This window comes from Rhizomicrobium electricum (genome assembly GCF_011762045.1).
GTDB lineage: Bacteria > Pseudomonadota > Alphaproteobacteria > Micropepsales > Micropepsaceae > Rhizomicrobium > Rhizomicrobium electricum.
This window is the reverse complement of sequence record NZ_JAASQS010000011.1, coordinates 124,068-138,178: the sequence shown is the minus strand read 5'-3', so window position 1 is coordinate 138,178 and position 14,111 is coordinate 124,068. Positions and strand designations below refer to the sequence as shown.

Here is a 14,111-nt window from a genome sequence, read left to right as displayed (position 1 = left end):
TTTCGCAGACAATTCCTATAGGCCCGCAACCCGCTTTGTGCAACATATAACATAATTTATGGTACATTATAACACACCCAAAGACATGTGCCATTCCGATGAATTATATTCATCTTCAGCGGCTTAACTGGTGTGCGCAAAAGCCGATCTCAGCGCTCCGGTGGAGAGCCCGCGGCAAATAGAGCCGTGATCACAAAATTCTTGGTACATTATGATCTAAACTGATGGCGTCCGGAATGGACGTAAAGATCGCAATCCAACCTTACGGGGAAACGATGGCAGGGACGGAAATAACGCGGCGCAGGCTCTACTGGCTCGGTCTGGCAGCCATGGCAGTTTCGGCGGAGGGGGCCCCGGCAAAGCGCGCGATCGGCGGGGCCGAACGATGGGGCATCGCCGAACTCGCATTCAAAGGACCGCAAGTAGGCAACCCGTTCCTGGACGTATCGCTCTCAGCCGATATTCGGCAGAACAGTCAGAGCATCACTGTCCCTGGGTTCTACGACGGAGATGGAATTTATCGCGTGCGCTTTTCGCCTCCGACGGAAGGGATCTGGCACTACGTCACGAAGAGCAATACCGCCGAACTGAACGGACGCGAGGGCAGCATCCACGTTCATGCCCTTTCCCGGAACAATCACGGCCCTGTGCGGGTCGCCAATCAGTTCCATTTCGCCTATGCCGACGGCACTCCGTACAAGCAGATCGGCACGACCTCATACGCGTGGACCTATCAGAGCGATGCCATTTGCGCGACGACCCTGAAAACGCTCGATGGCTCCCCATTCAACAAAATCAGAATGGCGGTTTTTCCCAATGGCAGCGTGCATTTCGAGCCCCCTTATCCGTTTGAGGGGTCGCCCGGACACTTCGACCTGGAACGCTTCAACCCGATTTTCTTTCGCCGGTTCGAAGCCTATCTCAAAGCGCTGCAGGACCGTCAGATCGAAGCCGACATCATCCTCTTCCATCCGTATGACGGCGACAAATTCGGCTTCGACAATCTTCCGACTGCGGCGGACGAACGCTACCTTCGCTATGTCGTAGCCCGTCTTTCGGCCTTTCGGAACGTCTGGTGGTCGATGGCGAACGAGTACGACGCCATGAAGTACAAGACAGAGGCGGACTTCGATCGCTTCTTTCAGATTGTCCAAAGCGCCGATCCATACGGCCGCCTGCGCTCCATCCATCACATGCACAAATTCTACGACAACAACAAACCTTGGGTGACGCACGCCAGCATCCAGAGCGGGGCCATTGCCAAGGACGACGAACGGGCCTCGATACTGCGCGACATCTGGCGTAAGCCGGTCATCTTGGATGAAGTGCAATACGAAGGAACGTGCCCGTACCGCTGGGGCCAACTCAGCGGAGAGGAAATGGTCAGCCGTTTCTGGGTGGGCACCATCGCCGGGGCCTATGTCGGGCATGGCGAGTATATCGAAAACGAAAACCAGGCTGTCTGGGTTGGAACCGGTGGAAAGCTGCATGGTACGAGCGCTTCGCGGATCGCGTTCTTCCGCAAAGTCCTCGAACAAGGCCCCAAACAGGGCATTGACGTCATCGACAAGTGGTACGATCGCCATCTGGCGGGCGTTCCGGGGGAATACTACCTGCATTATTTCGGCAAAGAGACGCCGCAAAGCTGGAACTTCGTATTGCCCCAGGAGGGATTGAAGGACGATATGCAGTTTGCAGTCGAGATTCTCGACACCTGGAACATGACCGTGACGAAACTACCGGACGTCTTCGTCCTGAAAAGGAAGGACCAATACGATTTCGCCGATACCCTCGGACGGTCGATTCCCCTGCCAGCCAAGCCATGGATTGCCCTGCGCATTACTAGAGTCTAGACGAGCTCTGTTTTCGATCTTCAATCGATCGCAGAGCGTCTGTTCCGCTCTCAAACCTTGGATCGCCGGAGGTTAAATTTTTCCGGCTATGAAGCGGTTGCGGGCTCGGATGTGCCATCGCGACGGATCAATGATATCGGCATTTTTGCCCAATCGCCCCAGGCGGGCGCTACTTGTTGTAGTATCCGCGCCAATCCTCCAATTTTTCCTGGGCATCTTCAAGGCTCATGAACCAGTGGGCGTTCAGGCATTCGGCGCGGAACTTGTCGTTTAAGGACTCGATGTACGCGTTGTCCGTCGGCTTTCCGGGCCGCGAGAAGTCGAGCACGACGCCCGGCGATACGCCCATAGATCAAGATCCTTCGAGATAAACTGGGGCCCTAGGTCTACCCGGATCGTTCGGGGGTAGCCGACATCCTTGCAAACACGTTCGAGCACATCGGCTACAGTCGCGCCGCGCCAGTTGAACCGAGCCTCAATCGCCGGCGAGTAACGCGTGAACGCATCGACCATGGTGAGTACCCGAGCCTTGCGACCGTCAAAGAGCTGGTCATGGACAAAGTCCATCGCCCACACGTCGTTTCGGCAGGTCGGTTCCTGCCGATCCTCCCGGAGCTTTGCCTTGACCTTCTGCTTTGGCGATTTGTTCCGCAATTGCAGGCCCATTTCGCGATAGAGGCGGTTCACCAGCTTGACGTTGACCGGCCAGCCCTCTCGCCGCAGCAGAACGTGGACACGACGATAGCCGTAGCGCACACGCGTCTCGGCGATCTCCTTGATTCTGGTCCTCAGTGCTGCCCGGTCCGGACGCCGGCTCTTGTAGTGGTAACTTGACCGCTCCGTCCGTAGCACCGAACAGGCCCGTCTGATCGACGACCTTCCAAGTACCACGCACATCGCCAATCACCTGCCGCCGCCGACCGGGCGTCATAGTTTTCTTTTGATGACGTCCTGCAGCATTGCTCGGTCGAGAGACAGATCGGCGACCAGCTTCTTCAGTTTGCCGTTCTCCTCCTCGAGGAGCTTCAGCCGCTTCATCTCCGACGGAGTCAAGCCGCCGTACTTCTTGCGCCAATTATAAAACGTGGCTTCCGAGATTCCCGCCGACCGGCACACCTCGCCGATGGCCGTTCCCTCCTCAGCCTGGCACAGCACATACGCGATCTGCGACTCCGAAAACTTCGATGCCTTCATGACACTCTCCGCGTTCCGGCCCTCTCAGCATAACTGGAATATTCCGCCTTGCCGCGGTCCAAAAAACGGGGAGCATATCACTGCGGGTGCTAGTTTGGCGAAGCCATTGCTGTGGTTTCCAGCTTAGCAAGTGCGGTGATTACGGTCTTCGGTGTCAGAATCTGTGGCAGCACATCGGTCCCGCCATTCGGCGCATAGAGCACGTAGAGCGGGACGCCGTCCCGGCCGAACTGGTGCAACGCCGCAGTGATCGCCGGATCAGGATTGGTCCAATCGCCTTTCAAGGTGACCACACGACCCTCTTTCAGGCGTTTCACCACAGCCGCATCATTCAGCGCCACGCGCTCGTTGACGAGGCACGTTACGCACCACGCGGCCGAGAAATCGACCAACACCGGGCGGCCAGCTTGGCGCGCCGAAGCCAGAGCCTGTTCCGACCATGGCCGCCACATTGCCTGCGATGGCGATGCGGGCGCGGCCAGTGCCAGGACGGAACTGATCGTTATGGCTGCGGCCCCGGCAATACCAACCACCCACGACCAGAGGCCGGGCGTGACCCGGCACAACCAGACAAGCAACGCAATGCCAAGGCTCACGGCCAACCCAACCACGACCGCATCCGTCCCACTTTGCCGTCCCAAAACCCACAACAGCCAGATTGCGGTGGCGAACATCGGAAACGCCAAGGCCTGCTTGAAAGCATTCATCCAGTGACCGGGCTTCGGCAGCAGGCGAACGAATGCGGGTGAAAAACTGACGACGGTGAACGGAGCGGCAAATCCCAAACCAAGAGCCAGAAACACCGAAGCCGCCGCGAGGACCGGTTGTGTCAGGGCAAACCCGAGCGCCGCCCCCATGAACGGAGCCGTACAAGGACTGGCGACCACCACCGCCAGGGCTCCAGTGAAGAAAGCACCTTTGGCGCCACCGCTTTGCGCCAGATGATCGCCCGCACCAGAAAATCCCAACGGCAATTCGAACACACCGAAGAGGTTCATGCCGATCGCCGCCATCAACAGGGCAAGCGACAGCACGATTAAGGGCGATTGGAGCTGGAAGCCCCAACCAAGCGCCGCGCCGCTCGCCTTCAGCGCCAATAGCATCGCGGCCATGATAGCGAACGTCGCCATCACCCCGGCGAGATAGAACAGCCCTTCCCGCTTGGCCTCGGCACTATCCGAACCCGTCCGGGCCAAGGCCAGCGCCTTCATGGAAAGGACCGGCAGCACACACGGCATCAGGTTGAGGATCAAGCCGCCGAGAAACGCCAACGCCAGCGCTGCCATCAGGCTCGTGTTTTCTTGGGCTGCGTCCAGAGGCGCGGCGGTGATACCCGGCAGTGCCGTGAACGCCCAGGCACCCTGTCCGGCGATCATGAAAACACCTGCGAACGTGGACGGCGCTTTGGCACCAGCCTGTGCCGGCATGATCCAGGTCACGCGCGATCCATCGACGCTCACATGGGCAACGCCGCCATCCGCCATCAGACTCTGCGCGACGGGAAATACGCTGACAGCATCCGCTGCAAGACCATGAGCTTGGGGCAAATCCAGCACCACGCGAGCGGAATGCGCGTCGACCGAAAAATGAGCCTTTCCGGCAAACGGTCGCGGAATCGCACGCCGCGCGGCCTTGAACATTGCCGCATCGCCGGACGCCTTACCAAGATCGAGATCGAGCGTCGCCTGCTCGGGGATGCACATATGCTCGCAAGCCAAAAGGTTGACCGTCAGATGCGCCATTCCGGGCTCCGCCGTGGCCGCCGCGGTCAACGGCACTAGCAGTGTCGCATCTTTCTCGTAGCCGTAATTGGTGACCGTTTCGTCGCTGAACTGTTCTGGTGCAGGCCAGCGGATGTCTCCCGCCGAGATACCTGGCGGCAAGGTCCAGGCTATGGAGGTCGCAACACCGGCTTCGCCGGGATTGCGCCAATAGGTGTGCCAGCCGGGATCCATTTGCTGACGGATTGCGACCCAGACGGTCTTTCCCGGCTGCAGCGGCGCCTCGAGAGTGGCAGCGAGGCGAACATGATCTAACGTCGCAACCGAACCGGCCTGAGCATCTGGTGCCAGGACCATGGCGGTGAATGCGGCGAATACGAAGATCAGGATTCGTTCCGGCATCATGTCACCGGATACACCAGGCTTTGACGCCTTCGCGCTTCAAGAAACGCTCCGCGTTCTTGCCTTGCAGAATGGTCATAGTCGCGGTCATGCCGGCTTCGACGCAGGTCGCCGCCGCCACAGTGACCGAACGCGGAGCCGCAACGATCGGCCAGCCGGTTTTGGGATTGAGGATATGGCCGTAGCGCACGCCATCCTTGAGGAGAAAGCGGCGGGCATCGCCGCTGGTCGCCAACGCACCGTGGGACAGCTCCAGCATCGCCGCCATATTGCCCGACCGATCGACGGATTCGATGGCGACTTTCCAGCGCGAACCATCGGCGCGCGGCCCCGAAACGCAGAGATCGCCGCCGAAATTGACGAGCGTCGGAGTCTCGGTGATCTGGCGCGCCAGTGCGACGGCGCGATCGACGGCATATTCCTTAGCCAGACCGCCGAAGTCGATTTCCATGCCGTCGGCGAGTGTCAGAAACGGCGCCTGCCACTTCACCTTGTTCCAGCCGATTTGCGGCAGAACGGCGTTGACCTGCGCCGCATCGGGCACGCGATCCGATCCGTCGAACCGCCAAATGCGCCGCAAAACGCCGGAGGTAATATCGAACAAGCCATCCGAGAGACGATGGCACTGATCGGCGAAGTCGAGCAGCATGGCGGTTTCGGTGTCGACTTCCACCGGCGCGCCCCCCGCCGCATTGATCCGGCTGATGACGCTGTCGGAGCGATAGCGGCTAAACTTCTGTTCGATCCGCCGAGTCTCAGTCTCGACGACCCGCGCCACATGCTCGGCCAACGTAAAATTCAGCGTTTCCAGCCGGACCTCACACGGCGTCGCCATCGCCTGAAAAACGTACAGCGTATCGCGCCCGCTTTGCGTCATCCCGGCACTGAAGTTCTCGGACGGCATGATCGCGTTCACGTCAATGGAAGTCCCAGGTGTAGCCGACAAAGGCGAACAGCGCCTTGGTCCCGGAGAATAGGTCCTGGTTCTTGAGCTGGCCGATGGCGTCGGCGGGATGGCCGTTGCCGGTCTGGACGTAATAGCCGCCGCGAACGTAAAGCTCGGTCCGGCCCGTCAGCGCCACGCCGACCTTGGCGCCGTAAGTCATCGAGGTGAATTTGCCGAGCCGGATGTCCGACGATGCGTAATCCGGCACCGACTGGCCGCCGACGAGATAATAGTGGAAGAAGTTCGCCGCGCTCTGCTGGTACCAGCGCACGCTCGGCTCGACATAGAACCGCGAGCCCAAGTCCACGCGCTCGGAAAATTCCGCCGTCTTCGACGTAATACCCCAGCTATCGGTGAAATAGCGCAGCGACAGATCGGTGATGGTCGGGCCGAAAGCGAGCTTGTTGTCCCAGAAGACGCTGTGGCTGACGCGCTTGTTGGGGCGGTTCTCGTAAAGGTATTGGTTGGGCTCGCCGCTCGACGGATCCACCACCGACAGGATGCGGTAGGGATCGTTCTGGTAGCCACTCTGGTTGTCGTAAGCGTAGTTGAGCTGCATCAGCCAGTTGCGCGTCATCACCTCGGTCAAACCGAACACCAGGCCAAGCTGGGTTTTCGATTTCGATTTCGGCGATTTCCACGCCCCGTCGATCACCGCGAGCGGCGTCGGCACGCCGCCGTAGGGCGATGAGATGTCGTATTCGGTGTTGAGCGAAAGGCTCACCGTCGTGTTGTTGCCGTTAAAGGTTTTGGCGGCGTGGACATTGCCGGTGATCGAGCTGTAGTCGGACTCCATCGAGTATCCGGCTCCGGCGCCGAATTGGGAGAACCAGCCCCACGGCTGCGAATAGGACAGATTAATGGCGCCGCGATGATCCTCGAAACCCTTGTCCACCGGCAACTGGCCTGCCGCCACCGTGTACTGACGAATGGCCGGCTGGCCCGGAACGTGAATGATGGTCGAGCCGCCCGAGGCGCCCGTCACCGAATAGGACGAGCCTTCGGTCTTGACCGGCGTGACAAAAGTCTGCAGCACGTCCGCCCGCACGGCGCCGTTCGGCGTGGCGCCGGACACCGCATCGGCGGTGAGCTCCAGCGTCAGAAGCTGATCCTTCGGTCCATGCACGGCGAGATTGAGCGTCGGCTCCAACGCGGTGATCCGCCCGCCCTCTTCCGAATAAACCAGCAGCGCCGCGTCCAACTGGCTGTAGGCGATGCCGGGACCGAAATCGTCGTTGCGCTTGTCGTACTTGTAATACAGGTCGGCGCTCTGCGCGTCAGCCCGTTCGACATGCGCCGCGACCGAAGCGGCGATCAGGCTGGCCGACAAAGCGCCGAGCTTTTCGCGAATCTTTCCCCGCCGCTTCAGTTGCATCCGCAACCTCCGCCGGCAAAGCCGCGGCCGCCGCTCGAGGCTTCCTTACTGAAATAGATATGATCGACCGCGGCCGCTTCCAATGCGTAGGCGTCGACCTGCATTGGCTTCTTCGCCATCAGGTCCTTTTCCCACGGCTCGGGGCCGACGGTGGAACAGCCGCTCGCGGCCACGCCGAGCGCCACGCACACGGCGGCGCGGCAAGCAAGATCAACGAGACGGCTCATTCAAGACCTCCTCAATATGGGCCGAATAGACGGCCTGCTGGTTGGGATAGAAACCGGCGTGGGTGAAGCGCACCTTGCCGTCGCGCCCGATCACGTAGGAGGTCGGCATGTCCTTGAGCCCGTATTGATGGGCGATCTCGCCGTGGGGGTCGTAGACGATCTTGAAGCGGGGCGAGAACCGCTGGAGAAATTTTTCGGCCAGATCCTTGTCGTGATCGACATTGACCGCGATGACGACGAGCCCGCGCCGGCCGTTGCTCTCCTGGATCTGGCCCATCCACGGAAACGACTGGCGGCACGGCGTGCACCAGGACGCCCAGAAATCGAGATAGACGACTTTTCCCTTGTAGGCGTTGAGGTCGAGGTCGGCAGCGTTTGCCGGAAATCCCGTTAATCCAACTGCGAGGCACAACAGTGCCCATCGCATGGCGCGTAAGCCCATGGTCCGTCTATTCCTGTGATGTGCAGAGGCGTTATCGAAGTGTGGGTTTTAGCGTGACGAACCTACCCTCACATTGCGGGAGTTCGTCATTTTTGTCGTATTTGTCGGAAACAGGAAAAGCCGGTCGCAAACTGTATCAGGCGGCGGGAAGCGTCAGTGCGATCCGCAACCCTGGATGATTGTCGCTCGCCCGCGCCGCCCCGCCGTGGAGTTCCGCGACGGCAGCTACGATGCTCAATCCCAATCCATTGCCCGCCGTGCTGCGACTCGGCTCCAAGCGAACGAAGCGCTGGAAGATGCGTTCGAGATCGGTCTCGGGGACACCCGGTCCGTTATCCGCCACGGAAAGACAAATACGGCCCTCGCACCGTTGTAAGCCGACGGCGATCACACTGCCTTGCGGCGTATAGGCGATGGCGTTTTCGATCAGATTGACCAGCGCCTGCACCAGTAGCTCCTGGTCGCCGTTCACGGCGAGATTCGGCGCCACCTCGGCCGTGAGCCTTTTGCTGGCCTCCTCGACGGCATCGGCAAAGCTTTCGCAGACATCCTCCACCAACCGGCTCAACGAAAAGGCCTTGAACCCCGCCCGGCGGCTGCCGCCTTCGATCTGGGCGATCCTAAGAATGGCGCTGAACGTGCTGAGCAGCCCGTCGACTTCCGCAATCGCCTCTTCCGCAGCCGCCCGGAATTCCTCAGGCGTTCCGGCGTGGGCCTTCGCGTCCTCCAACTGGTTGCGCAAGCGGCCGAGCGGCGTGCGCAGATCGTGCGCGATGTCGCTGGTGACATGGCGCAGGCTGTCCATCAGATCGTTGGTGCGGTCGAGCATCCGGTTGAGCGTGGCTGCCAAGCGGTCGAGGTCGTCCGGCGCCGCACGCCGCGGGATGCGCTGGCGGATATCGCCTTCGATGATCGCTTCCGCCGTCCGGTTGATGATGTCGATGCGCTTGAGAAAGCGCGAACTGAGCAGCAGGCCGCCGGCCACGGCCAACGTCAGCGTGATCAGAATCACCCAGCCGAAGGTGCGCAACACCAAGGTTCCGACACCGCGTACCTTGCCGTAATCGTCGCCGACCATCAGGCAGTAGCCTTGCCGCAGCGGTGTAGCGAAAACCGCCAAGCGCTCCATTTCGCCCGATGGCTCGTCCCCATCCGGCGGCCCCACCACCTCGAACCATCCGGCCTCGCAAGAGTGCCGCTCCGCCGTTCCGGTCAGCGCCAGCCCATTCGAATCGAGCACCGAATAATAAAGCCCGCCGGCCGTCCGGTTGTGCTGGCGCTCGCTGATCGCGCGCAGCAGCTGCTTAGGTCCTCCGGCGGCAAATTCGGCGGAAAGAGTATGCGTGTCGGCACGAATATGGTTGCGGAACTCGAGATCGAGCCGCGACACCACGAGGAAATAGGTCAACGCCGCCAAAAGGCCGACGGACACGGTGAACAGCAGCACATAAGCCGCCGTAAGCCGGAAGGCCGCCGATCTAACCGTTTGAGCGAGCCGCATGAATTATGTACCCAGAGCCGCGAACGGTATCGACCATATCGGCACCGATCTTGGCGCGCAAACGGCTGATATGGGTTTCAACGATGTTGGTCTTGGGATCGAAATGGTAACCCCAGACGCCTTCCAGCAGCATCGTTCGCGTCACCACCTGATTGGCGTGACGCAACATGTATTCCAGGAGCGTAAACTCGCGCGGCTTGAGGTCGATCTCCCGTCCCTGCCGCCGGACCTCGCGTTTGACGAGATGCATCTCAAGATCGCCGAGCTGCAAAACGATCTGCTCGGCTGTCTGCACCCGCCGGCGGAGCAATGCGTTGACCCGCGCCAGCAATTCGACAAAGGCAAACGGCTTCGGCAGATAATCGTCGCCGCCCGCGTTCAGCCCGAGAATTCTGTCGTCGAGTTCGCCAAGGTTGCTGAGAAACAGCACAGGCACGCGCACTTGCCGTTCCCGCAATACCTTTACCAGCGACAACCCATCGGTTCCCGGCAGCATTCGATCGACGATCAGAAGGCCATAGTTGAACTTCAAGGCGCGATCGAGCCCTGCGTCCCCGGTAGCGACGTAGTCCACATGGTGTCCCTCTTTCGTCAGACTGCGGACAATGAAATCTGCCATCGCCGGCTCGTCTTCGATCAGCAGGATATCGCCCATAGCTCTCTGCGTGACTACTTTTATCTCCAGATTGCTACCATCCCGCCCTTCCCCGGCGAGTGTCAATCCATCACCTTCGCTTGGCCGTTGTCCAAATTGGCTAGAGTCGTGCTTGCACGGCCGCCCTGCCGCGTTCCTAGAACATGTTCAGTGGCCAAGCCGGAGTTGGATCAGAGCGCCGCCGTCTTCGGCATCTTCGATCGTGATGCTCCCGCCATGGGCTTCGGCAATGCGGCTGGCGATGGCAAGCCCAAGCCCACTGCCTTCATTACGGCTGCGGTCACCGCGCCAAAAACGCTTGGCAACGAGCATTCGCTTTTCCGGAGGAATGCCGGGGCCGTGATCGCGCACGGCCAGCACCGGGCCCGGTCCGGCGATGACATCGACGGCCGTATTGTCCGGTGTATGCTTCAGCGCGTTTTCGATCAGATTGCGCAGGGCCCGGCCGATAGCCTCGCTATGGCCTTCGACCGGCGCAGGATGCTGGTCGATGAAGCGGATGTGGCGGTGATCGCGTAACGCCAAGGGGGTGATATGGCTGACCACCTGCGCCGCAATGGCGGAGAGATCCGCGGTCGCTCCGGCCGGAATCAAGATTGCATCCGCCGAAGCCATGTCGAGCATCTGCCCCACCGAACGGGTCATGACGGCCACATCGGTTTGCAGCTTGGTTTTGGCCGGGCTCGGCGGCAGCTCGTCCACCGCCATCGACATGACGGTCAGCGGCGTGCGCAATTCGTGAGCCGCATCGCCGGTAAACTCGCGCAGCGTCCGGATAGCGTTTTCGATGCGGTCCAACGCGCGGTTCACCGCTCCCACCAGCCGTTGCGCTTCGGTCGGCGAGCGGGGCATCGTCAAGCGGCCTTCGATACGGCGTGGATTGAGCGCGTCGGCTTCGCGCGCGGCAACCGTCAGTGGATTGACGGCGCGATAGACCAAGGTGACGTTCAGCGCCAGCAGTAGAACGACCAGCGGCAGCAGCGGTACGCCGACATGCTGCACAATTTCATTGGCGATGACCGGCCAGAAGGGACGCAAGCCCTCCCCCCGTACCATCAAGCTCACCCAGACCGGCTCGCTTCCCACAGCATCCTTGCGCACGCCGCTGAGGACGAAGCCAGTGGCGTGATCTTCGCGGCGAGTTTCCGACGTCACCGCCGTGATCGGCGGCGTCAGGACACGGGCCATATCCCAAGGACCGTCGACGGCGACTTCCCGGCCCTGCCGGTCGTAAACAGCAAAGGCGAGCTCAGCCGCGCCGATCGGCTCGCGGTACAATTTGGCCCGATCGAGTTGCATTCTGCCATGGTCCAGCACCACAGCTTCGGCAATCTCGTCGGCTTGCAGCGTAAGCAGATGCTGGCCCAGACCCTCGCGGTCCGTCGTATAAGTCACCAGCACAAAAGCGATATCGAGAGCGGCGAACAGCAGCACCACGGCGACCATGCGCCGAGCGATGATGGCCGTCATACCGGCGCCGCCGAAGACGGCTGCAAGCGCGGCCTTCCAACGGGACTGCAAAGCGGTCATCTGCCCACTCCTGCCGGCAAGAGAGCATAGCCGAGACCATGGGCCGTATGCAGAACGACATCGGCTCCGCCGCCCGTCAACCGCCGACGCAAGCGCGACACCGCCGCCTCAAGCGCATTTGGCGAAACTTCTTCCCCCATGGCATAGAGCCCGTTCTCCAATTGCGCCCGCGGTACTACCTGGCCGCTTTTGCGCATCAGCAATTCGAGCAAAGACAATTCCCGCGGCGGCAGACTCAAAATGCGGTCGCCGATCTTCGCCTGCCGGCCGTTGCAATCGAGCGAAAGATTGCCAACGCTCAGCACGCTTCCGAGCACGCCGCCGGGACGGCGCAGAAGCGCACGGCAGCGCGCCGACAGTTCTGCCGTGGCGAACGGCTTGACGAGATAATCGTCGGCGCCGGTATCGAGACCGGCAATGCGATCATCCAGTCCGTCGCGCGCCGTCATCACCAGGATGGGCAACGCAATGGCCCGCGCCCGAAGCAATTTGATGAGATCCAGCCCGTCGCCGTCCGGCAGACCGAGATCCAGGACGACCAGATGGTACTCGGCGGCTGAAAGAAACGCCTGCGCCTCGGCAAGGCTGCTGGCGACGTCCACCGCGAAACCGTCTGCGATCAAGGCTCGGCTGACCAGTTCCTGAAGGCGCTGATTATCCTCGACCAGAAGTAAGCGCATGATCGACATCGTCCCCGCTGGCTGCCCGCTTGCGGCCAGTCATCATAGACCAAATCAGGTTTTCGCGGTGACGGATACTTTCGACAATCGCCGCGGCGGCGTGCAGACCAGCCAGTACCATGATCGCGTTGGCCGCGAGCCCATGCAGCTCCCGGACCCATTCGACACCCCAGAAGGCGTCCAGCTCCTGCATCCAGCCACTGATCCCGGTCAGGAGCAGCAGGACGATGAGCATCACCATCATGATCGCGCCCGCCGGGTTATGGCCGACATAGCGCGGCTCGCGCCCTCTGATGAGAGCCCGCCCGTACGACCACAACCGGTTTGGCGAAGGGACGAAATCCGAGAAGCGGGCGTGGCGCGTCCCAACGATGCCCCACACCAGCCTGATGCCGACGAGCGCCATGATCGCGTAGCCGGTCCAGCGGTGGGCGCGCTTGCCCTCCTCCAGAAAAAACAGATTGGCGGCGACACCCGTCACCACCAGCCAATGGAAGAGACGCACGACCGGATCCCAAATCACGACGCGGGCGGCAGGGACTGTACCAGACGGCGCGGTTTGGGTTTCCAGCGTCATCGGAGTCTCCTATTCGCCGTCAACGTTCTTTTCGACGACAGCGCCGGTGACCGGATTGAAATAGACCTCAGCTTTTTTGTTGTCGGGGGTGAAGCCGTAGATTTCGTAGCAGCCGCTCATGGTCCTTTGGAAGGTGCGGATCTTCTTGAAGCCCATCTTGGCGATCTTGGCCTTCATGGCCTCTTCGCTGAGCCATTTGCTTTGCGGCTGATCGGTGCATTTGGGGCTCGCCAGTACGGGGGATGCGAGACACGCGGAAACGGCTATAGCGGAAAGCAAAGAGGCAGTGCGCATCAAAATCTCCAGAGCGGACGGACAATTCCGTCCTCTCTGGATATTCGCCGGACCAGGCTGACCGAGTCCTGACGAAGAAAAACATTTGCGGCGCCCCGACCGTCAGGACTTCGTCAGGCCGGATCGCAAAGCTGCGCAGTCGTTGCAATCGGTGCAACGTACCAAGGAGAATTCTGATGCGATTTTCACGGATTGCGGCCATTGCCGCGGCGCTCGGCTTCGGCATGCTGTCGGTCAGCGCGGTCTCGGCCGGCGACCTGAGCGCCCGGACCAGGAAGAACCTCGAAACCGCCATGCATGGCGAAGCCTTCGCCAACCTCAAATACCGCGCCTACGCCGAAATGGCGCGCGAAAGCGGCAAGCCGGAACTGGCAAAGACCTTCGAACAGGCCGCCAATGTCGAGGCCAACGAGCATTTCGCCCGCGAAGCCGATGCGCTCAAGCTCGCCAAGAGCAATGAAGCGAATCTGAAGGACGCCGCGGCCGGCGAGCATTACGAGAACACCAAGATGTACAAGGAATTCGCCGCCCAGGCCCGCGCCGACGGTGACGTCGCGGCGGCCAAGCTGTTCGAGCAGATCGCCGCCGACGAAGGCGATCACTACGCGGCCTACGAAGCGGCCCTGAAGCAGTTGCAGGGGAAGCGCTAAGCACTTGTCCCGCAGCGGCGGCCACCCTTGGGTGGTTTACTCTCTCGCGTCCCTCGGGTGGTCC

Annotated in this window: 13 protein-coding genes and 1 pseudogene; 2 read left to right on the top strand and 12 right to left on the bottom strand. The window is 61.1% G+C overall.

Annotated elements, in window-relative coordinates; translation table 11 throughout:
• Window positions 1-236: 236 nt before the first annotated feature.
• Window positions 237-1,853, top strand: coding sequence for a DUF5060 domain-containing protein (locus FHS84_RS20135; protein WP_208393996.1), 1,617 nt, complete (start codon window positions 237-239; stop codon window positions 1,851-1,853).
• A gap of 86 nt (window positions 1,854-1,939) precedes the next feature.
• On the opposite strand, the pseudogene FHS84_RS20130 reads toward FHS84_RS20135, so the two are convergent.
• From FHS84_RS20130 to FHS84_RS20075, 12 genes and pseudogenes are all read right to left on the bottom strand, one after another.
• Window positions 1,940-3,047: pseudogene (locus tag FHS84_RS20130) on the bottom strand (IS3 family transposase).
• Between the two features lie 89 nt (window positions 3,048-3,136).
• Complete coding sequence (locus FHS84_RS20125) at window positions 3,137-5,170, bottom strand: protein-disulfide reductase DsbD family protein (RefSeq protein WP_166937331.1); 2,034 nt, start codon at window positions 5,168-5,170, stop codon at window positions 3,137-3,139.
• A 4-nt stretch (window positions 5,171-5,174) separates the two neighbouring features.
• On the bottom strand, window positions 5,175-6,074 hold the full coding sequence (locus FHS84_RS20120; protein ID WP_166937330.1) for an FAD:protein FMN transferase: 900 nt from the start codon (window positions 6,072-6,074) through the stop codon (window positions 5,175-5,177).
• Window positions 6,075-6,087: 13 nt separating this feature from the next.
• Entirely contained in the window at window positions 6,088-7,491 is a 1,404-nt protein-coding gene (locus tag FHS84_RS20115) for a DUF3570 domain-containing protein (RefSeq protein ID WP_166937329.1), read from the bottom strand.
• Complete coding sequence (locus tag FHS84_RS20110) at window positions 7,482-7,718, bottom strand: DUF4266 domain-containing protein (RefSeq protein ID WP_166937328.1); 237 nt, start codon at window positions 7,716-7,718, stop codon at window positions 7,482-7,484. The genes FHS84_RS20115 and FHS84_RS20110 overlap by 10 nt, the downstream gene beginning before the upstream one ends.
• Window positions 7,702-8,160, bottom strand: coding sequence for a TlpA disulfide reductase family protein (locus FHS84_RS20105; RefSeq protein WP_208393995.1), 459 nt, complete (start codon window positions 8,158-8,160; stop codon window positions 7,702-7,704). The genes FHS84_RS20110 and FHS84_RS20105 overlap by 17 nt, the downstream gene beginning before the upstream one ends.
• 136 nt (window positions 8,161-8,296) lie before the next feature.
• A complete protein-coding gene (locus FHS84_RS20100) occupies window positions 8,297-9,661 on the bottom strand; it encodes a sensor histidine kinase (RefSeq protein ID WP_166937327.1) in 1,365 nt (454 codons plus the stop codon).
• Window positions 9,639-10,382, bottom strand: a complete 744-nt coding sequence (locus tag FHS84_RS20095) for a response regulator transcription factor (RefSeq protein ID WP_243851241.1) — start codon at window positions 10,380-10,382, stop codon at window positions 9,639-9,641. The genes FHS84_RS20100 and FHS84_RS20095 overlap by 23 nt, the downstream gene beginning before the upstream one ends.
• A gap of 81 nt (window positions 10,383-10,463) precedes the next feature.
• A complete protein-coding gene (locus FHS84_RS20090; protein ID WP_166937326.1) occupies window positions 10,464-11,846 on the bottom strand; it encodes a sensor histidine kinase in 1,383 nt (460 codons plus the stop codon).
• Window positions 11,843-12,526 (bottom strand): response regulator, encoded by a 684-nt coding sequence (locus FHS84_RS20085; protein ID WP_166937325.1) that lies wholly within the window; start codon window positions 12,524-12,526, stop codon window positions 11,843-11,845. Before FHS84_RS20085 ends, FHS84_RS20090 begins: the two co-directional genes overlap by 4 nt.
• Window positions 12,501-13,103, bottom strand: coding sequence for a cytochrome b/b6 domain-containing protein (locus FHS84_RS20080; protein WP_166937324.1), 603 nt, complete (start codon window positions 13,101-13,103; stop codon window positions 12,501-12,503). The genes FHS84_RS20085 and FHS84_RS20080 overlap by 26 nt, the downstream gene beginning before the upstream one ends.
• A gap of 9 nt (window positions 13,104-13,112) precedes the next feature.
• Window positions 13,113-13,397 (bottom strand): PepSY domain-containing protein, encoded by a 285-nt coding sequence (locus FHS84_RS20075; RefSeq protein ID WP_166937323.1) that lies wholly within the window; start codon window positions 13,395-13,397, stop codon window positions 13,113-13,115.
• 176 nt (window positions 13,398-13,573) lie between these two features.
• Here FHS84_RS20075 and FHS84_RS20070 point away from each other — a divergent pair, with 176 nt between their 5' ends.
• Complete coding sequence (locus FHS84_RS20070) at window positions 13,574-14,047, top strand: rubrerythrin family protein (protein WP_166937322.1); 474 nt, start codon at window positions 13,574-13,576, stop codon at window positions 14,045-14,047.
• The last annotated feature ends 64 nt before the right edge of the window (window positions 14,048-14,111 follow it).